Annotated in this window: 12 protein-coding genes and 1 pseudogene; 4 read left to right on the top strand and 9 right to left on the bottom strand. The window is 67.4% G+C overall.

Annotated features, from left to right (window positions below):
- Nucleotides 1-49 precede the first annotated feature (49 nt).
- On the top strand, nt 50-2,953 hold the full coding sequence (locus ACLQ3F_RS25505; protein ID WP_425851858.1) for an AAA family ATPase: 2,904 nt from the start codon (nt 50-52) through the stop codon (nt 2,951-2,953).
- 779 nt (nt 2,954-3,732) lie between these two features.
- Here ACLQ3F_RS25505 and ACLQ3F_RS25500 read toward each other — a convergent pair.
- Nucleotides 3,733-3,969 carry a hypothetical protein gene (locus ACLQ3F_RS25500; RefSeq protein WP_393226349.1) on the bottom strand — a complete coding sequence of 79 codons (237 nt, stop codon included), beginning with the start codon at nt 3,967-3,969 and terminating at the stop codon, nt 3,733-3,735.
- Between ACLQ3F_RS25500 and ACLQ3F_RS25495 the strand changes: the two genes are divergently transcribed.
- Nucleotides 3,968-4,855 carry a Scr1 family TA system antitoxin-like transcriptional regulator gene (locus tag ACLQ3F_RS25495; RefSeq protein ID WP_425851856.1) on the top strand — a complete coding sequence of 296 codons (888 nt, stop codon included), beginning with the start codon at nt 3,968-3,970 and terminating at the stop codon, nt 4,853-4,855. The two genes, ACLQ3F_RS25500 and ACLQ3F_RS25495, sit on opposite strands and share 2 nt — an antisense overlap.
- A 719-nt stretch (nt 4,856-5,574) precedes the next feature.
- Here the strand turns inward: ACLQ3F_RS25495 and ACLQ3F_RS25490 are convergent.
- The 7 genes from ACLQ3F_RS25490 to ACLQ3F_RS25460 all read right to left on the bottom strand — a co-directional run bounded on the left by ACLQ3F_RS25490 (nt 5,575) and on the right by ACLQ3F_RS25460 (nt 14,995).
- Nucleotides 5,575-6,393: a hypothetical protein gene (locus ACLQ3F_RS25490; RefSeq protein ID WP_425851854.1), complete on the bottom strand. Its 819-nt coding sequence runs from the start codon at nt 6,391-6,393 to the stop codon at nt 5,575-5,577.
- Nucleotides 6,394-6,402: 9 nt separating this feature from the next.
- Nucleotides 6,403-10,800, bottom strand: a complete 4,398-nt coding sequence (locus ACLQ3F_RS25485) for an AAA domain-containing protein (RefSeq protein WP_425851853.1) — start codon at nt 10,798-10,800, stop codon at nt 6,403-6,405.
- Nucleotides 10,801-11,092: 292 nt separating this feature from the next.
- Nucleotides 11,093-11,647 (bottom strand): TSUP family transporter, encoded by a 555-nt coding sequence (locus ACLQ3F_RS25480; protein ID WP_425851851.1) that lies wholly within the window; start codon nt 11,645-11,647, stop codon nt 11,093-11,095.
- A gap of 94 nt (nt 11,648-11,741) precedes the next feature.
- Complete coding sequence (locus ACLQ3F_RS25475) at nt 11,742-12,917, bottom strand: metallophosphoesterase (RefSeq protein WP_425851849.1); 1,176 nt, start codon at nt 12,915-12,917, stop codon at nt 11,742-11,744.
- A 475-nt stretch (nt 12,918-13,392) separates the two neighbouring features.
- A complete protein-coding gene (locus ACLQ3F_RS25470) occupies nt 13,393-13,920 on the bottom strand; it encodes an NUDIX domain-containing protein (protein ID WP_425851848.1) in 528 nt (175 codons plus the stop codon).
- 43 nt (nt 13,921-13,963) lie between these two features.
- A complete protein-coding gene (locus tag ACLQ3F_RS25465; RefSeq protein ID WP_425851846.1) occupies nt 13,964-14,368 on the bottom strand; it encodes a YunG family protein in 405 nt (134 codons plus the stop codon).
- Between the two features lie 72 nt (nt 14,369-14,440).
- A complete protein-coding gene (locus tag ACLQ3F_RS25460; RefSeq protein WP_425851915.1) occupies nt 14,441-14,995 on the bottom strand; it encodes a transposase in 555 nt (184 codons plus the stop codon).
- A gap of 774 nt (nt 14,996-15,769) precedes the next feature.
- Here ACLQ3F_RS25460 and ACLQ3F_RS25455 point away from each other — a divergent pair.
- Nucleotides 15,770-15,892: pseudogene (locus tag ACLQ3F_RS25455) on the top strand (zinc-ribbon domain-containing protein); the annotation flags it as partial.
- A 66-nt stretch (nt 15,893-15,958) separates the two neighbouring features.
- Complete coding sequence (locus ACLQ3F_RS25450) at nt 15,959-18,493, top strand: zinc-ribbon domain-containing protein (protein ID WP_425851913.1); 2,535 nt, start codon at nt 15,959-15,961, stop codon at nt 18,491-18,493.
- A 367-nt stretch (nt 18,494-18,860) separates the two neighbouring features.
- Here the strand turns inward: ACLQ3F_RS25450 and ACLQ3F_RS25445 are convergent, their stop codons facing one another.
- Nucleotides 18,861-20,039 carry a TIGR02679 domain-containing protein gene (locus ACLQ3F_RS25445; protein WP_425851844.1) on the bottom strand — a complete coding sequence of 393 codons (1,179 nt, stop codon included), beginning with the start codon at nt 20,037-20,039 and terminating at the stop codon, nt 18,861-18,863.
- Nucleotides 20,040-20,045 lie beyond the last annotated feature (6 nt).

The following is a 20,045-nucleotide window of genomic DNA, read 5'->3' as shown; positions in this document are numbered from 1 at the left end:
TGCTGTCTGACCCTGGTCATCGATGAAGTGCCTCGCTATCGTTGCCGCCGTGCAACGATCACGCGTCCTGGTCGGCCGAGATGCGGAATTCGGTGTGCTGATCGGCATGATCGAGGCTGCCCGCGTCGGGCGCGGGGGCGCGGTCTTCATCGTCGGAGAGGCCGGCGTCGGCAAGTCGCGGCTCGCCGCGGCGGCCGCCGAGTCCGCCTACACCGCCGAAATGAGTCTGCTGCGGGGGCGGGCCAGCGCACTCGGCACCGGAGTGCCGCTGCGCCCGCTCACCGAGGCGGTGCTCTCCCTGCTCAGATCGTCCACCGTGGACGTCGCGGCGCTCGGCCCGTACGGGCCGATCCTCGGCCGGTTGGTGCCCGACTGGGGCACCCCTCTCGCCGACCAGGAGACCGGATCGGTGGTGATCCTGGCCGAGGCGGTGCTCCGGCTGACCGGTCTCGCCGGCCAGGACCGCGGGTGCCTGATGGTCCTGGACGATCTCCAGGACGCCGACGCCGAGACGCTCATGGTGGTCGAATACCTGATCGACAACCTCGACCAGCAGCCCACCCTGCTGGTCGGCGTCCTCCGGGCGGACGACTCCCCCGCGCTGGAGGTCGCTCGGGCAGCAGCCCGCCGCGGCCGGTGCACCGTGATCGAGTTGGGCGGTCTCGGGCCCGAGGACCTGCGCGCCATGGCTGGGGCATGCCTCGGCGTGGCGGCCGATGAGCTGCCCACGGCCGCGGCCGAGCTGCTCTGGGGCGGCAGCGGCGGCAACCCGTTCCTCATCGAGGAGATCCTCGCGGCGATGGTGGAGAACGGATTGCTCCGGCACGGTCCACAGGGGTGGCTCGTCACTCCAGAGGCGCCCACCACGCTGCCCACCGCCTTCGCCAGAAGCATGGCGCACCGGATCGAGAAGCTGAGCCCGCAGGCCCGGGAGCTGCTGTCCTGCGGCGCCCTGATCGGGCAACGCTTCTCGGTGGCCGTGGTGCAGTCGGCGACAGGGCTCAGCGACCGCGACCTGTTCAACCATCTGCACGGCGACATCGTCGCCCAGCTGGTGGCACCGGACGACCAGTTGACAGACTGGTACACCTTCCGGCACCGCGTCACCCGCGAGTCGCTGCTCGCCCTGGTCGAGCCGGCCACCCGGCGGGAGTTGGCCCACACCGTCGCCGAGGCCGTCGCGAAGGTCCACCCGGAGTTGCCCGGTGAGTGGTGCCAGATCTCCGCCACCCTGCGCGTCGAGACCGGCGACGCCCTGTTGGCCGGTCGGCTCTTTGCCGAAGCTGGCCGGAGGGCCCTCGCGCAGGGTGCCGCCACCTCGGCCGTCGCCCTCCTCGACAGGGCTTGGGAGCTCCAGGCCGACGGGCCGGCCGAGGCCCGCGCCGACACCCTGGAGACGCTCCTGCAGGCTCTCGGCGAGGCTGGCCTGGTACGGCGGGCACTGGAGCTGGTCAACAGTCCGGACCAGGTGGCCGGTCTCCCCGCTCGACGGCAGGCCAGGCTGCACACCCGGCTGGCCTGGACCGCGGTGTTGGCCGGGGAGCTGACCGACGCGCTGGCCCAGGTGGAGATTGCCCGTGAGCTGCTCGGCCCGGACCCCGCGGCGGAGGACGCAGCTCCGATCGACGTCGTCGCCGCACACCTGGCCCTGGACACGCCGGGGCGGGACCAGATGGAGGTCGCCGAGACCCTGGCCCGCCGGGCCGCCACGGTCGGCGCCGCCGTGCCGCTGCCGGTGGTGGCCTGTCAGGCCTGGCAGTTGCTCGGTGCGCTCGTCCGGCATCGCGACCCGGCCGAGGCTACCCGCTGCTTGGAGCAGGCCCGGTCCATCGCCGCCGAGCACGGCCTGCCGATCTGGGAGGTCCACGCGCTGATTCGGCTCGGCAACGACGACGCGTTGCTGCACGGCACACTGGACCGGCTGGAACAAGCCCGGGAACGAGCGCTGCGAGCCGGGGCGGTGACTGCCCGCCAGCAGGCCGAGGCGAGCATCGCGCTGCACCTGATCATGCGCGGCGAGTACCCGGCCGCACAGAACCTGATCGACCAGGTCCTCACCGCGACGACCCGCCTGAAGCTGATGGAGACCACCCAGTACGTGCTGCTGCTCAGCGCGGTGCTCGCCGCCCACCAGGGCCGGCGGGTGGAGATGCAGGACGCGCTCGCCGAGTTCCGGCGCTGGGGCGGTGACGAGAGCCTGCACACACAGCGGGTCCACGGGCTGGCCGGCACGTTCTGCGCGCTGCTGGAGGAGAACCGCCCGCGGGCGCTGGACGAGCTGTCCCTGGCGGTACGGGCGGATGAGACGAACCCGACCGTGTTCCACCTGGGTGGACGGCTCGGCCTCCAGTTGCTGTTGCGGGCGATGGCCGGCGAGGTCAGCTTTTCGGCGTACGAGGCGATCGTCGGCACACCGGCGAGCCAGCTCCGGTGGGACCGGCAGTTCGCTCTCTTCGCCCGGGCGGTCCTGCTTGGCCGCGCGGGTCAGCACGACGCCGCGACCGCCACCCTGGCCGAGGCCATGGAGGTCGGCGCGCTGTACGCGATGGGGCGACACCTCGCCCTGCGGCTGGTCGCCGAGTCGGCGCTCGCCGATGGCTGGGGCACCCCCGTGGAGTGGCTGCGTGCCGCCGAGAACTACTTCCACCAGGCGAAGGTGACGCCGGTCGCCGGGGCGTGTCGCACGCTGCTGCGCCAAGCTGGCGCGCGGGTCACCCAACGTCGCCGCGGTGCCGCAGAGATCCCACCCGAGCTGCGGGCGGCGGGCGTGACGGTACGGGAGTGGGAGGTGCTGCAGCTGCTCACCGGCCGACTGAGCAATCGCGAAATAGCCGAGCGACTACACCTGTCACCGCGCACGGTGGAGCGGCACGTCTCCAGCCTCATCACCAAGACCGGCGAGCCAAACCGGATCGCATTGAGCGATATCGCGACCGACTTCGACAGTGGCTGACCGGTCCATGAGCTTCCTGGCGCTGGGTCCACGGCCGACCCGGCTACCGATGCCGACACGGACACACGAGCACCCGCACCAGGACCTTCGCCCAACCGAAGATCCTCTACATCCGGGAAGACCACCTGCTCGACCGCATCCGACACGACCGCGGGCTACACCGTCGCCATCCCGCACTGCGCAGCCCCGACCCAGAAAAGCTTGCCGCCTACTTACGCACCACAACATGATCATTGTGTGTGACCACCACGCGTGGACCATCGAAGCCGAAACCGCGATCTACCCGCTCACCGCGGCGGGGAGCTTCCTCGCCAGGACAGCAAAAATCCCCGCCCAACGGGACGGGGATCACGCAAAACACGAACAACCATCACAGTTCGTGTGGAGATAACGTGTCCGAGGGGGGATTCGAACTCTTGTACGTATCATCTGTGCTCCATTTCGGGTGCACACATGCTTATAGATTACGGCACGGCCAGGGTTGGCTCAAAACTGACCGCATAACCGTACACATGCCTGCAGTCATCGAGTGGACTCAGTGAGACATTAGCGATGCTTGACAGTACTTAGTTCTGGTATCAGATGGTTCGCTGGGCAACGGAATCGAGCATGGTGTCACCACCAGCAGCGGGCAGGTGTGGGTCGGCTACGTCGACGAGGGGATCTACGGCAGCGTCGGCTGGGGTAACAAGGGAGCGCCGCCGCCACCGCTGGGCGCACCTGGGCCGGTCCGGATCAAGTCGTGAGCGTTACCCAAACGGCCTAACGCAGTCTGCCAGCTAGCAGCCTTGGGCGATTTTTTTTACTGTGCCCGAGTTGTTCGAGCGCGATGTGCCGGCCGTCGCGAGGATCGCGCCGAGCACGAGCCAGCAGACCTGGGCGGTCGACAGCTGCTCGTCGGCGGTGGCGAGCCCGACCGTTGCGGTTCCGCCGGCGACCGTCACGGCACGCACCAACGCCGAAGCATCAATGCGGCGAGTGCGCTTGTTGCCGGAACGGTCGACCATGTCTTCCATGATGCCCGATCGCCGCCACCCTGCTCCGGACGCCACGGACGTGGAGGAGCCAACGCCTGCGGTGGCGCGTTGGCTTCTACGCACCCGCCTACGCCGTCTGCGCGAGCAACGCATGCTCACGCAGGAGCAGGTGGCTAAGAAGATGGACTGGTCCTTGTCCAAGGTCATACGGATCGAGAGCGGTGCGATCGGTGTCAGCGTCAATGACATGCGTGCGCTGCTTGCCGTCTATCTCGTCAACTATCAGGCTCAGGTTGACGAGCTTCGGCAACTCGTGTTGATCGCACGGTCCCGGCAGGATCGGCGGATCTTCCAAATGCCACCCTCGGTGCGTGCGGTGTTCGAGCAGGTCGCCCACTTTGAACGGTCCGCGACCGTCATCGACGTTTACGCAGCGACATGGATTCCTGACCTTCTGCAAACCCGTGAGTATGCGGCCTATCTCGCACCCCTACAATTCGCTAGCCAACTTGTGGCCGACGATGTTGCCACGTCGATCATCCAACGTCAGGAGTGGCTGGCACGTCGCGCCGGACGCGTCCAGACGAAATTTCTGATCCAGGAGGCGGTCCTGCACCGCCAAGTCGGCGGATCGTCGGTCCTAGCCGGCCAACTAGGGCGGTTGCTGGAGTCACCATCGGTCCGCGTCATCCCCGGCACCGCCGCTGCACGGTTCGTCGCCGCACCATCATTCGCAATGATGACGATCGGCGACCACGGCACCCTCGCTTTCGTGCACGGGTTCGACGGCAGCGTCAACCTTGTTGAAGAGCCCGAGCGGCTGATACACCTGCAGAGTGCTCTGTCCGAAGCAGGCCAATTCGCCGCCGATGCCACAACATCGTCGCGGCTCATCAAGGTCTGTCAAGTTCACGGCCGGTCTTAGCTGTTGAGGCGGTCTCGGGGGTAGCTGGCGTGGTCGGCGGTCCCAACCCGCCCAAATTCGTTGCGATGCAATGACTGCAGGAGTGGTTGGCAACTCGTGTAGCGCGGTGGGCCAGCGCCACGGCCAGTTCGGGGTCCTGCCGGCGCAACTGTTGCGCCAACTCGGCGATTTCGCCCGGACTGTCGGACGCGGTTCTGGTGATCGAACTCTTTGGAGGCGTCGAGCAGACGTCGGGCTGTGGTGGAGAGCGGTGTCTCGGCGGCGAGCGCGAGGCGTCTGCAAGCGTTCGGCCGGGCAAGAGGTCGTCTGTGTGCGGGTCCGCTTGCCATGCTGTCGCGCGGTGCTCGAGCCGGGTGACGGTGCAGGCCCTCCTCGTTGGCGCAGATCAGCGAGGCGAGTCGGCGCCAATGGCGGAACGGGACGTCGTGAGTCAATTCGAGGCGGATGCCGTCCGGGACGTCGGTGGTCAGGCGGGCTGACCTGACCTTCAATCAGGCGTCGGCGAGCCGCCGCTAAGCATTTCTGCCTTTGGCACGCTTCAGCCGGTCGACGTGCCGGCAGCCGTAGCGGTCGGATTCTTCGGCGCTCAGTGCACGAGGTTCACCGCCCTCGTTCGATATCTGCGCTGGTCAGCCGGCCGACGACGGCTGGGGCCCGCTGGCGCACGGGATCTCTTTAGGCATGTCGAGTACGTCGAGCGGCCAGCCGCAGCCTCGGTGTCATGTTGCGGTGGCCGCCAAGTCGTTAAGGGCTGCGTTGATCACGGGCCAACACATGCTGAGAGTATCGCGGTCTGGAGCATGGCCGATCTTCACCTGGGCGTTGGGATGCACGAGGTTGCGGTATTCGCGGAGTTTTCCAGCAAAACCGCGGACGTCGGCTTGTATCCACTTTTCATGGTGGGCGGTCTCGATCAGCTCATGCAGGGTCCACTTGTCGAGAGGCTTTTGTGCGTTGGGCGTGCGGGCCTTGACGGCGTCGAGGAGAACGCCTTCCAGAAGGCTGCCGAGCATGATGATCGCGCTGGCGTAGGCACCGTTGCGGTCGCAGATTCGTGCCTCGTTGAGCCGACTTTCAAGGACGATCGCGAGGTCGGCGTCGCGGACGATGTCTGCCATGGCCACGTGGAGCATGACGTCTGGTGACTGTTGCTCTTGGTCCTCTGGCTGCTTGTAGGGCCGGATGACGGGTCGCCCCTGGCTGTGTGCGATCTCGAAGCCTTCGATGGCGAGGATGCTGTTGAGTAGCTCGGTGACCTCGGCGGCGGCCAAGGGCTCGTTGCGATGAACGTACTCACGTCGGTCGGCAAGGCGGCAGACGAGCGCGTCGATGGCTCCGGGTGCGTCTCGACGTTGACGGAGCTGGTTGGTGAGCCAGCTTCGGCGCTGTTCGCCGTTGTAGGGCGCGACGTTCTCCCAGCCGGCTTGTTGGAGAAGCTTGGGCAGCTCGGCCCCACGTCGATACACGGGGTAGTCGTCGCCGCCACAAGCGATTCGGGCGATCTCATCGAGGGTGTTGTCGTCGATACTCTCGAGCACGCAGGTCTCCTAGAGGTCGTCTTCGTCATCGGACAGCGTTGTGGGTCTCCAACGTGGCTGCTGGCGTGGTGCTGCGGGCAGTGAACGGGGTTCGATGCCTCGTTGCTGTAGTTGCTGCCAGAGTGGCTCGAGGGCGGCAGCGGGGTCGTGCAGGTATTCGCTGTCCCGGATGCGAATGAACTGCCAACCGGCTCGGCGTAGTTCTCGCTCGCGGTGTAGTTCCTGCTGGACCTGCTCGGGTTGTCGGTACCGCGACGGTGTGTCGCACTCGACGGCCAGCCGGCCGTTGTCGCCGACGACGACAAGATCGATGGCTCGATGGTCGACGGGGTAGTGCGGGACTACGGCGTAGCCGCGGCGCCGCAGCTCCAGGAAGACGCGTTGCTGCAGCAGGCAGGCGAAGGGTTCGGTGCGGGTGTCGGGGGTGACGTCATCGAGCTCGGGATCGACCGTAAAGGTCGCCGGAGGGTGGAGCATGTAGGTCAGCAGGGAGTGGCGAAGGTCGGTGGGATTCAGGCTGTTAGGGGGCACCGAGGTGAACAGCCAGAGTTGGTCACGGGCGCGACTGGCCGCGACGTTGTACCGACGCTGCTCGGTGCGGCCGGTGAGAGCCGTTCTGGCCTTCGTCACAACCATGGACAGCAGGACGATGTCGCGTTCGTCGCCTTGGAAGTCGGGGGGTTGGCCAACTCGAATTTGTCGGTGGCGTATGTCGGCCGGGTCGATGCGCTCGTAGAGCAGCTTCTCAAGGATCTGAGTCTGTTTGCCGCTCTGTAGCGCGATGATACCGATGGTCTTGTTGCGGCACATCGGATCGTCGATGATCTTTTGAACGTGATCGATGATGGCGCTGGCTTCGACCTGGTTGCGCAGGGTTGCCCGTTGTCCCTCTTCCATGGCGTCGTTGACCTGCACGACTCTGAGGGGGTCGAGGCGGTCGGCCCCGAACTGACGAAGTGGGATAAGTCTGCCGTCGTAGAACTGCGCAGAGGACCATCCGATGATTTCGGGCATGCATCGGAAGTGTTCGGAGAGTCGAACGACATCGGAGAAGCGGGTGGCGAGGAGTTCGTAGAGATTCGAGGTGGGGAGGAAACCGTTGCGCAGGTTCAAGGCCATGTCGGCTAGGTGCCGGTCTAGGCTCTCTTGCACGGCCTCGGAGTCGTTGTTTCGGTAGTTGGCACCGGGTGCGCACTGCTTCTCGTCGCCGACGACGATGACTCGTGGTGCCAGCCACAAAAGGAAGAGGTTGTCGACGCTGGCTTGGCTGGCTTCATCGACGATGACGACGTCAAAGGCGTTGGGTCGTGGCGTGATGGTGTCGATCACGGCTGATAGGGGCATGACCCAGGCGGGGACGGCCTGCTGGGCGTTCTTCATCGCCTCGAACGCTGCGGTGAGGTACCGGTCCTTGTTCTTGCCCTGCCCTCGGCCGTAGGCGCCCATGTTGGTCTTGTAGGACTGGAGAGCTTGACGCTGTTCTTCCGTTATATGTTCCAGGCAGTGTTGCAGAGCCTGTTTACCAGCTAGCTCTGCGGTCACGCGGTTGAGTTCTAGTTCAACATCGCCGATGCGCTGCTCGTGGATCTGCTCGGTATCCGTTGGCCGGATCATCTGGCGGTAGGCCGCTGCTGCGCTCCAGGCCCACGACGCTTCGAGGTCGTGGAGACGGTGTCCCCAGGTCGGATCGTTGAGGTTCTCGCTGATCTGGGTGGCGAGTGCCGGGTGGGCGGCGGAGAGTCTCTGGAGCAGCTGTTCGCAGCGCTGTTGCGAGTCCTTGTCGCTCCTGGCCAGATCAAGCTGTCGGCGGGCGGCCGCGTAACGGTCGATGTCGCTGCTTCCGAGAGCAACGCTGAGCTCGGCGGCTTCGGGGGCGACGTCTGGGTTCCGGCGCCATGTCTGCATTCTGTTGGTGAGCTCAGTGATGGCTTCGGACGCCTGCCGTGCCCCGGTGATAGTCGTTCGGTTGTGGCCAATGCGGACGAGGAGGTCCCAATCTTGCGGGCTGCGGACTGCGAAGCGGATTCCGTGGCTGCGGAGAAGGCGCTCCACTGTGTCCCGCACGGCGGCGAGCGTGCGCAGGGCCGAGGCGTTGTGTGAGATGTCGTGGAGATGTGCGACTCGACGGCGTAGCGGCCCGTGGAACGTCGGAACGCCGACCTGGGCCCATGCTTCCAGAGCCGTGGTGACGGCTGTTTCGGCCTGAAGGAAGGTCGACAGTGCGGTCAGTTCTGAGGTGGTGGCGGGCGGGGCGCCGTCAACCGTGCAGCTTTGCAGTAGGTCCGTGGCGTCGAGCTGGGCTCGTGGGGGCAGGTAGCGGCGTAGGCGTCGGCCATTGGCCAGGTGCCTACGCAGACGCTTGGCCTGGCCCGAGAGGCGGCTGAGGTGGGCTGCGGTGAGGGGTGTGGCGCCCAGGTCGATGTCGCAGTCGTTGAGCGCCGTGAGGGCACGTACGTGGGGCTCCACCTCTCGCAGTTCGGCGAATAGGGCCTCCCAGTAGGCCGGGCTTTGCCGGGTTAGGAGCGCTTCGGCGGCTCTGCGTCGCCAGTCTGCGGGGTCCCAGTCCGTGATCGCGTCGGGTAGGCCGCAGGATGCCAGGGCATCGGTGGCAACCGCGACGTGGCGCTGAATTTCAGCAAGGGTGGCGTCATCGAGGGTGGTGAGTGACCAGGCGGTGGCGGTGTGGTCGGCGCCGAGGATCCGCTCAGCGTGAGCGATGGTGGCGATCGTGGCGGCGACGTCCGCGGCGTGTGGAACCTGGTCGGGGTCGGGAATGAACTGCTGGGCTCGTGCGGCGCGTTCTGGTGTGGCGGAGGTGAGAAGCTGCCACAACTGTTGGGCCTGGTCGTTCGACAGGGGCGCATCCCCGCAGGCGCCGGTGGGTAGGGGTTCGATCCAGCCGTGCTGATCGCGGCCGGCGTTGATTTGTTCGACGATTTGCGCGAGCGTGCCGCCGTAGCCAGCGGCGATCGGCGGGTGAATCGTGTACTCCTGTTCGCGGATCACGCCCAAACCCCGGATCGTCTGGTCGAGCTGAGCGCTCAGGCTGGCGCGCTGTTGCCGAAGTTGGGTGATGTCGCTACGTAGCTCGTCGACGGTGATCGTGGAGGACAGCTCCGATAGCGCGGTGATGCTGCGGTCGAGTTCGTCTGTTCCTGTCCGTTGCATGCCCGTCATGAGTACACACAGTTGCCGCACCGACTCGGGTAACTTCTCGCGGAGCACGCGCAGCGCTTGGTCCTTCTGGCTCGTGATGAGCAGCCTCTGGCCGTCGGCGAGCAGCGCGCAGATGAGGTTGGCGATCGTGTGTGTCTTGCCCGTGCCTGGTGGGCCCTGCACGACGACGGTCGTGTCGTCGCTGAGCTTGGCCAGCACCCTGCGCTGCTCTCGGTTACTGGCGAGAGGAAACAGCGGGTCGTCGCTGTTGACCGGGCGATCCCGTCCCGCGCCCTTGAGCCAATTGCAGCGTTCCGTTGCCTCGATCGGGGTCACGAGTTGCGCCAGCCCGAGGGGGGTAGGAGATTCCGCGTCCTCAAGGCTGGCAGCGATGGTGCGGTAGACCCGCTCCAGTCCCTTGCGGTCACGGCGGCGGAGGAACAGGGCTGGGGCGAGGGTCAGCCGTGTCGTGTCGGCCTCGTCGAGGAGCGGAGGTTCCCACCGGTCGTCAGCAAGGTGGAGAGCACGGTCCCAGCAACGGCGCCGCCAGAGTTGCAGTAGGCGCACCACCTCCGGCGAAAAGGGGTGCAGCTGCGTTCCCGTATCGAACCAAGGTAATTCGAAGGGTTTGGCGCGGTATCCGTCCTGTGACGTGAGAAAGTCCTGATCCTCGATCTTCATCCGCTGGTCGAGGGACAAGGCGACCTGCAGGCTGTCGGTCGCCGGGTCCTCAACGATGGCCGCGTTCCAGACCAGCAGGTGCCGCCGAATAGCCCAGCGGCCAGCGGCGCTGGAGGTAAGGAGACCGACACCCAGCACAAGCTCCTCGGCATCGCCGCGTTGCTGTGCCAGGCGCTGAAGTCGCTCCAGGTAGGTGTAGGTGGCGCGCTGCTCCCCCACGCAGCGCTCCTGCTCGGCCCACTTCGTCCACACGGCGAGCCAGTCCTCGTACTCCCGCCGAAGGGAATCGGAGATTGCCGGACCTGTCGCTGCACGCCCACTGTCGTTCGTCACGAGCTGGAGTGGCGGGCCTTCGGCATTGCCGTACTCCGTACCGTCTAGCAGGTCACGAAGCGCTGTTGGGGGTACAGGTGGTTCCGGTGGCGGAGGGTAGGCGACCTGCATGATGACCGGTCCGCGGGAACGCGCGTTGCCTTGCGGCAGCCTACGAAACCAGTAGGCGTTGGCCTCGTCGATCGCGTCGCGATTCGGCCGCTCGCTGCTCTTGACCTGCGCGAGCAGGTGCGCCACGAGACCTTGGGTCAGACGTCTGACGGTAGGACTTGTCGGGGACACGGGGTCCGGCACTATGCCTCCTCGGGCTCGCCCAGCCCAACAGGATGCACGCAATCAACTACTGAAGGCAACCATCTGCCGGAAGGGCGACATCTAGCGACTCCATCAGTGGACAGGGCGCAAGTCGTCGACGGCTGTGCCGCACTTTGCTCCGGGAGGCCGGCAGGGACCCGACGGGTACGGCGCCCCTCATGCGGACTGCGGTGGTAACGAGGTCAGATTGCCCGACTTCCTTTGTGCGGTTCCGTCACGGTCCACCCCGAGGCAGTGCAGTAGAGCAGCGCGCGCTAGTGGCTTCGGTGCCGATGTACGCGGCGCGGGTCAACCCGTACGCGAGGAAGAACGGCGCGGTCAAGGGCCCCACCGAACCGAGCAGCGCCGAGCCGAGCCCGGAGCCCGCGCCCACGCCGGCGAACGCCGGGTCGGACGGCCGACGCGGGTGCGGCTTGCGTCGTCGCCAGACGACCACCGCGATGAGGGACACCCCCAACAGCCATTTGAGCGGCCCCAGCGGGGCACGGACCAGTAGCAGCCCGCCAAGGACAGCCGTGGGCACGGCCCCCAGGGCGAACCAACGCACCAACCGCCAGTTCACCTCCCGCCGGTTGAACCACGCCCGCGAACCGTTGCTCCACAGCTGGGTCACGGTCAGCATCGGCACCGCCATCCGCAGCCCGAACAGCCCGGTGAACACGGGCAGCAGCAACACGCCACCGCCGAAGCCGGCCACCGCCGACAGCCAGGCCAGCGCGAACGCGGCCGACGACGCCACGGCGAGGGCGCCGACCAGATCCATCGCCATGCCCCACCTGTTCCAGACCACCAGCTACGGAAGAGCCCATCCTCGCCGACACCACGACGGCCGCGCCATCGAGCGCGTCCCCGTAGCCGCTGGGCTACCTCGCTCGAAGGGTGAGCAGGGTGATCTCGCTCGGCGCGAAGATCCGGAATGGCGGACCCCAGAAACCGGTCCCCCGGCTCGTGTAGAGCTGGGTCTGGCCATGGCGGCTGAGGCCCTGCACGACCGGCTGGTCGAGCCGGACCAGGTAGTGGAACGGCCACATCTGGCCGCCGTGGGTGTGCCCGGACAGTTGCAGATCCACGCTGGCCGCGACCGCGTCGTCGATCTGCTTGGGCTGGTGCGCCAGCAGCAGCACGGGTAGCCGCGGGTCGGTGCCGGCGAGCGCCGCGGCGTGGTCGGCGCGGTGACCGGCGACGCCGGACGAGGCGGCGGTCACGTCGTCGACCCCGGCGACGACGAGCCGGGCGCCGCCCCGCTCCACCACAAGGTGCCGGTTGTGCAGCGGCTCCCAGCCGAGGGTCCGCATGTGCTCGATCCAGCCCTCAGCCTCGCCGTAGTACTCGTGGTTGCCCGTCACGTACACCCGGGCCAGCCGGGCCCGGACGGCGCCCAGCGGCGCGGCCTGCGCCCGGCGCTGGTCGACCGTACCGTCGGCGATGTCGCCGGTGTGGCAGACGATGTCGGCAGCCAACCCGTTGACCACCTCGGTGGTCCGGGCGGACCAGCGGGCCCGGTTGATCGGTCCGTAGTGGGTGTCCGTCAGCAGCACCACCCGAACGCCGTCGAGGCCGGCGCCCAGCCGATCCACGGTGACGTCCACCCGCCGGACCCGGGGCACTCGCATCGCCTCGGCGTACCCCCAGACGGCCAGGACGACCGAGACGACCGCCGCACCGACCGCCACAGCCCGGGACCGCGCCGGATCGGCGACCCCCGCGGCGGCCAGCGGGAGCCGGGCCACGTTGCCGAGCAGCGCCCAGACGAACAGGATCCAGACCAGGCCAAGGAGTGTGTCCCCCGCCCGGGCCGCCGCGTCCAGCCGCCGCCGGCCGTGCCCGAGATACATCAGAACGGGGAACGCGACCAGCGCGACGACGAACACGCTCGTGCCGGCGGCCACCACCGGCGCCGGCCACCGCGCCGCCACCGTCAACGTCCACCACGGCAGCCCGAACAGCAACGCCAGGAGCCCGACCAGCGTCGCCCCGGACACCAGCGGTCGCAGCGACCCCCGAGCCGGCCGCACCTGTACGGCATCGCCAGCAGCCATTGTCGTCCTCCGTTCGGGTCTGTGCAGCATGACACGGTCCGGGCCGGATCGACCACGCCCGAAAACCGGGACGAATCCGGCCCGTAGGTGATCGACTCGGCGAGCTGGGGAACGGCCCGGATCCGGTCAGCGGGTGGCGGGCGACGCCCGGCCGAGGGTCTGCGCCTGATCATTTCAGGCTCGCCGGCGACGGTCCGTGCGGTTGAGTCGGCGCTGTCGTTTCGCGCCGGTCGCGGTCGACGTGGGCGGCGACGTTGCCGCCACACAGTTCCTGCGCCGAGGCTTTGGCTGCTACTGGGACGAGACGCACCTGCTGGCCGTCGACAACCACGGAGCCTGGCGAACGCCTGGCGGCGGATCGTCGGACGACGAAGACCCACTGCGGAAGAGCTCGAGCGGGCCCGCGACGACCTCGCGCCGTATCAGGTGGCGCTGAGTGGGAGCCGCGTGGTCGGTGGCCATTTCGCTGGCACCTTTATGGGCACCGGATTTCCGCACCCGGCGATGCGGTTGTCCGTGCTTCGTCGCGACGAGGCAGCCGGTCAGGCTCAGGCAGGGAACCAAGCAATGCCGGCAGGGCGCCAAACACGAGGGGAAGGCCGCTCAGCTCGCTGATCCCGACCCATGCGATGTCGTCATGCTCATAACGTGCGCGATTGGTGGGAGAGCCGACCCAGTCTCTGATTTGCCAGACGCCCACGTGAACGGCGTCCTCGCCACTGCCTCCATGCCAGTCGCCCAACCGTGAAGCGGACTCCGCCACAATGTGAACCCCTAGCTCCTCGCGCATCTCACGCGCGAGGGCCTGTAGTTCCGACTCACCCGCATCGACATGCCCCCGGGCAGATCCCAGAGATCCGGGTATGCCCGGCGGGTTGGACTGCGGTGTAGCAGCAGGACCGCACCATTCTTTACGAGTGCGCCGCAGACGACGACATGCATGACGGGATGAGAGCACAGGGATAGGACAGGCTCGCCCGCGCCAGAGGGCACGCGCGGGCATCCGGCTCTGCCGCCGTTCGTAGGCTCGGCCTGTTCGCCGGCCGTCACTGTTGCGTGGATTGCTTGGATCGCCCGCCGTAGAGGGCAGCGAAGACGCGGTCCCGCAGGATCTCGTACTGCTGGCGGCATCGCCGAGGTGGGCCCGGCGGGCGTTGCTGGACTTGACCACCGACTACGACTTCCAGTGGCTGGAACTGGTCAGCTGTCAGGTCGACCTCGCGGCCGTCGGCCAATCGATTCCAATAGTGGTAGCCGACCTTGGCCTCTCCGGCGAGGACCTCGCCGAGGATCAGCTCTCCGCCGAGCAAGTCCTGAATGATCAAGGCAGTCACCCCGCATTGACCACGGGCTGGGTTGCCGGTGTGCCAATCCTGCACATCGTGCGGGTCGCAGGTATCCGCTCCCCAGCCGCCGCGCAGTACCGGCCGCAGCATCTCCAGGTCAATCACGAGAGGGACTGATCGTTGGTCGCGCTCTTCAGACGTCACCCAGGAAGGGTCAGCCCTCGACCGGGTCGAGAGTCAAGGGATACCCCCGCCTCGGGTCCTGGCCGACCGAATGGCGCCACTAGCTGGCGCGCTCATCTGGCACCCCTCTGTGTCAAGGGGCGGCGAGTAGTGGTGTTCTAGGCAGTTGTTGCGGGTCCGGGAAGTGACTGTTCCGAAGTGTCGACCATGGGGATTGGGTCGGCCGCGCTGGATTGAAGAGTCGTCCCCACGTGTCCTCCCGGGCCCGTCCTCGCAAACGGCGTCTTTGATCATCTGCTTGTAGATGGCGTCGGACAGGCGTCGTTTCAGGCAGGGTATGGCTTCCATCGGGGTCTTGCCGGCGGCGAGTTTGCGCCGGTAGTACGCGCGACCTTCGGTGTCGTGCCGCATCTGGACGATCGCCATGATGTGCAGGACCCGGTTGGTGCGCCGGTTCCCGGCCCGGGACAGTCGGTGGCGTTTCTGGTCGCCGGACGAGGCGTCCAGCGGTGCGGTGCCGTTCCAGGAGGCGAAGTGGCCGCGGTTGGGCGTCAACGGGATGTCGGTTCGGTGCTTGCCGACGTCCCGGTCATCTAGTGGTTTGAGCACTCGCAGTCGGCGTTGAAGCACCTGTAACAGCGAGGCTTGTCCCAGCAGTGCCAGCACGCGTCACAGGCGGCATCGTTGGTACGCAAAGTGTGGTGCGCCACGGCTTGCTCGTTTGTAGGATCAACTGGATCATGACAGGTCTCGCAGGTTCCCACTTCGGCGATCTCACGTCCAGTCACAGTGTCCACCCTGCCATCTCCGGCCTGCCAATTGCCATAGGACTCGGAAGGGTAACTGGGGTGGAGACGATCGACTCAACCCAGTGCTGACGCTGCCAAGTTGGTCATCAGACCTGCTTCGACAGACATGACAACGGTAACAAGCGTTGCTACCATCCGGCTCACCTTGCTCTCAGGACTCATTGCCGATACGGACACTGAGACAAGGGTTGAGATGCAAGCCAAACTAAGGAAAATCAGCACCACGGCCCGGTGGGTCAACACCGGGTTCAACCGACCGGCTCCATGATCAATGGTAGCCATGTCCGGCACATGCCGTCTCCTCCGTTCGGCTCGTTAGAAGTCGAGGCGGCCTTGACGCTCACTCACACTGCCCTTGAGTCGATGAGGGCGTCGCGCCGGTCCGCTTAGGACGGCGTGTTTGGCGTCCGGCGACCAGGAGAGCCTGCGGCAGTGGGTACGGCCTCAGCCGTTAAGGCATTCGGAAGGTGTCGTACTCGGTCGCCATGATGCAGGCGTGGCTGCCAAGACCCGGGAGACGATAGCGAACGTCCGCCCAGATCTCCTGCCGGAGCTGCTCGAGGTTGCGGGTTGGATGGGGGCTCTGGGTGACCTCCCCCGAGGCTCGAATCGCGAGGCCCGGTGGAGGTGCGCGACCTGTGGGGTCGAGTGGTGGCAGGCAACTGCGGTGCGGGTGCGAGCCGCACCCGGCTGCAAGGCTTGCCGGAGCCGTCTGCGGCGCAAGGCCGAGACACCAGAGCCGGGCAGTAGCCTGGCGGAAGTCATGCCGGAGCTGGCCGCGGAGTGGCTGGAGTGCGTCACCTACCCGACCGCCACACCCGAGACGATCAGCGCCCAGTCCTCAGCCGAGGCACGGTGGTGTTGCTCGGCCTGCGGCCACTCCTGGGTGGGCCCGATCGTCCGGCGGACCCGGTCCGGGGGCGGCGGTTGCAAGCCGTGCGCGGGCAAGCGCCGGTCGGATGCCAATTCCCGGCGGGTGGCCAACCGGGTCGGCGACGCGTGCCCGGAGATCGTCGAGTTTTTTCTGCACTGGGAGGATTCGGCCGAGCAGGCGCTGGTTGCCGAGGTGAGCGTCCGTTCCGACAAGGTGGCCTGGTGGCGCTGTGCCTGCGGTAACACCTGGCACACGAGGGTCCGGCTCCGGGTCGCGGGAAGCGTCTGCCCCCGGTGCAGAGCCGCGAATCGTCGGCCGCCGACCACCGCGCCGCTTCGCGCCACTCACCCCGCGGTTGCCGACATGTTCGTCCGCAACCTCATCAATCCGCACCGCACCCCCGACTCCCTGCCGAAATCTGCGAGGGACCGCTGCCGATGGCGGTGCAGTGCCTGCGATCACGAGTGGGAGCAGACGGTGTACAACGTGGTCGGCGCAGCCCGGCCCTGCCCTCGATGCGCTGCGTTGATGGGCGGTGCAGCGCAGCCCGGTCGATCGCTTGCTGACCTCTTCCCTGAGATCGCGGCCCAGTTCGTCGCCAACCAGCGGCGCCCCGAGCGCGGGCCGGCCCTGCTCCGGCCGAACTCGGTCGACCGATGCTCCTGGCGCTGCGGCGACTGCGCGCACGAGTGGGTCTCCACCGTGACAAACCGAACCGCCGGCCACGGCTGCCCGCCCTGCGGGCGCCAGCGGGCGGGCGAACTGCTGAGGGACCCCGGCGAGTCCGCGCCGTTCAACAGCACGCATCCGGAGTTGGCCGCGATGTTCGTCGCCAACAAGTCCCACCCCGGCCGGGGCCCGCAGAGCTTCACCGCGGGGACCAGCGACATCTGCGTCTGGCGATGCCCGGAGTGTTCCGGGCACTTCGAACGCTCCGTCGCCACCCATGCTTCCCGGCTGCTCTGCGCCGCCTGCGCGTACCTGGCTAGGGGTGCCGCCAGTCGGGTCGCCCCCGAGAAGAAGTCACTCGCCACGCTCATGCCGGAGGTCGCCGCGTCCTTCGTAGCAAACCTCTCCTGGCCGGGGCACGGCCCGGCGGCGCTGTACCCGCGCGCCGGCGCACTCTGCTCTTGGCGCTGCCGGTGCGGTGCTCTCTTCGAGGCGCACGTGCGCGACCGCGCGAAATCACCGGACTACGGCTGCGGCCGGTGCCGTCGTCGCGGCCGCAGCCTCCTCGAACTTGAGCTCGCCCATCTACTGGCGGCCGCGACCGGCGACGAGGTGGAGGTGGACGTCCGCCTCGACGGCGGCCGGCGCTCGGCGGAACGGCTGGACCTCTTCCTGCCCTCGGCTGGCCTCTACATCGACCTGGACCCGGCCCAGTGGCACTCCGATGTCGCCGCCCACGCTCGGGACCTGCGCAAATCGGCGGTCATAGCCAAGCTGGGTGTGCGTTATCTGCGGGTTCGGCAGCCCGGCACCCCGCCGGTTCCGGGAGCGACCGTGGCGGCGGGCACTAAGGACGCGACGGAGTGGTTCCTGGTCCTCGCGGAGTGGCTGCGGTCGCAGTCCATCCCGTGCCCGCCCCTATCCGATGACCGGATCGCCGTATGCCTCGGCACCGCACGTGAGGAGTGGAAAGCGCTTCAAAACGTGCCGCCCAGCGAGAGCCTGGCCATTCTGTTCCCCGAGCTTGCGAGCGAACTGGTAGAGAACCTGACGCGTCCGGAGATGAGCGCGCAGTGGTTGCTTCCCGGCTCGGCGGACCGCTGCGTCTGGCAGTGCAGGACCTGCCAGCACGTCTGGCGTACCCGAGTGGCCGACCGGGCCCAGCGCAACACCGGCTGCCCGCCGTGCTCACGGCGGGAACGCTCCTACCAGGCCCGTCTGAGCCGGGCCGAACTCCGGGTCCGTGACGTCGCTCCCGAACTTTTCACCCAGGCCGTGCGCATCCTCGACGTCGACGAAACCCGCGACATCAAGCTGCTCGACCTGGCTCGGGGGTCGACCGTCCGAGTGCTCTGGCGATGCCCGGACTGTGCGCACGAGTGGGTGGCGCCAGTTGTCACCCGCACCTCCGGGCACGGCTGCCAGCCGTGCGGCATCCGCCGGCGCACCGCATCCCGACAGCAGCCTTCGCCCGGTGGATCGCTGGCCGACCTACATCCCGAGATCGCGGGCACCTTCCTCGCGAACCTGGACCACCCTGATCGAGGGCCTGATCGGCTCCGCCCGGGATCCCACGACCGCTGCCGGTGGCACTGCCCCTGCTGCGGGTCGAAGGAGTGGGAAACGACGGTCTCAGCCCGAATCCAGCGGCAGGGCTGCGGAGGGTGCCGCGGCCTGAGGACCGGCAGGCCCAGGCGGGGCGCCGTCGCCAGCAAGGGCGACGGGCAAGAGTTCGACGTACTTCGATTGTTCTGAGGGTGGCCGATCGCGCGGTGTCGTGGCCCATCCGATGCCGAGACCGGGAACAACGCGACGCTGATCGAGGGCGCGGGCTCAACGTGAGCGCAGATCACGTTGCCTACAGCATCGTAGGAAAGTTGGGCGCCGACGTCATGCCACCAGCGCGAAAGATGCTCCCCCGTTCGGTTTACGCGACCGCCCGGCGAAGCGTGTCAAGGTCAACCTATGGCTTTCTTATGCACGAAAGCCGATGACTTGTGCATAGCGACGCAACCGCCGCAGACGCTGGCTGGGCATCGACCGATACCGCCGGACTGGCCTGATTCACGGAGTCCGCAAGCGAGGAGTTAAGCGTCCGCAATCGCGCTGCTGAGGTGAGGCGCTACTGGAGAAGGCGGTGCAGCAGAACGTCGTGTTCCTGGTAGATCGCCGGTGTGTCGGCCTGCGTGGAAGGTGCGGAGGCGACGGCTGGTGGCCGCTGCTGGGCTTGCTGCGCGGTGTCAGCGTCCATAGCAATGAGTTCAGCGCCGTAGGTATCGGCGACGATGGCGGCGATGTGCTGGCCGGCGTGGTCGATGTCGCCGGCGTATCGCACGCGAACGCCGTGGTGGACGGCGAGGCGGAACAGGGTGTGGTCGACGGCGCGAAGTTGTCCGCTGGTGCAGGCCAGCGGCTGGGGTGAGCCGTTGAGGTAGGCGACCTCCAGCACGGACGGGTTCTCGACGACGGTGAGAACTTGCGGGCCGAGGGTTGGCGGCTCCTGCAGGAGGTCGAGCAGGGTGAGGGCGACGGGGGTGCTGCTGTCGCGTAGCCGCCGGTCGATGGGACCGTCACCGGTGGTGTGGACGTTGAAAAGCAGCACGGTGGCCGACAACCGGTCGGCCACGATGCCGGATTCGGCCAGCAGTGCCCGTACGAGGTCGGGTCGGGCTGGTACGGCTTGGCCGGTGTGTTCGGCGATCGCGGCAACGAGGCGTCTACCGGCGAGCCTGTCCAGGTCGAAGTAGTGCGGATCGCCGACGGTGTCGTGGGCCAGTTTCGCCAGCGGCTTCGGCGGGGTCACGGGCAGCTGTTTCAAGACCGCGGCCAGGACGGCGATGGTGGTGCGGATGTCGCTGTCGTCTTCACCGAGGCCGGCGCTGCGCATGCGGGTGACCAGCTGAGGAAGCCCGGGAAGCTGGCCGGCGGCGTACTGCCAGAGCTGTTCGCGGTGGGCGGCTGCGGTGCGGGCTGTGGCGCTACGGTCGATGATCGGGGCGTCGATGGCGAGTTCCACGATCGTGACGAGTTGGTCAGGGGTGAGGTCGAGGACGTTGAGCAGGTCGCGGACGGGAACGGTGATGGTGTCGACGGTGATGGTGACGGCTGAGGTTCTGCGGCGGCGCCGGGTGGTGGTGTCAAGCCAGGTTCGCAATTGGGCGAGACCGGCGTGATTCATGTCGGTGACGCGAACGGTGGTGAGGGTTTCGGGGGTGGTGCCGGCGCACAGCCGGTCGTGGATCGCCTGCCAGAGCGGGTGCAGGTCGGAGTCGGCGGCGAGGTAGGTCAATTCGGTGGGCACCGTGGG

This window comes from Micromonospora sp. DT15, from assembly GCF_049841475.1.
Taxonomy (GTDB): Bacteria; Actinomycetota; Actinomycetes; order Mycobacteriales; family Micromonosporaceae; genus Micromonospora.
The sequence above is the reverse complement of the archived record's forward strand: the minus strand, read 5'-3'. Positions and strand labels throughout refer to the sequence as shown.

Excerpts from the sequence above, each read along its gene's own strand:
- ACLQ3F_RS25470 (WP_425851848.1), bottom strand. The coding sequence starts at position 13,920 with ATGCCCGCGCGTGCCCTCTGGCGCGGGCGAGCCTGTCCTATCCCTGTG.
- ACLQ3F_RS25450 (WP_425851913.1), top strand. The coding sequence starts at position 15,959 with ATGCCGGAGCTGGCCGCGGAGTGGCTGGAGTGCGTCACCTACCCGACC.
- ACLQ3F_RS25480 (WP_425851851.1), bottom strand. The coding sequence starts at position 11,647 with ATGGCGATGGATCTGGTCGGCGCCCTCGCCGTGGCGTCGTCGGCCGCG.
- ACLQ3F_RS25495 (WP_425851856.1), top strand. The coding sequence starts at position 3,968 with ATGATGCCCGATCGCCGCCACCCTGCTCCGGACGCCACGGACGTGGAG.
- ACLQ3F_RS25500 (WP_393226349.1), bottom strand. The coding sequence starts at position 3,969 with ATGGAAGACATGGTCGACCGTTCCGGCAACAAGCGCACTCGCCGCATT.
- ACLQ3F_RS25475 (WP_425851849.1), bottom strand. The coding sequence starts at position 12,917 with ATGGCTGCTGGCGATGCCGTACAGGTGCGGCCGGCTCGGGGGTCGCTG.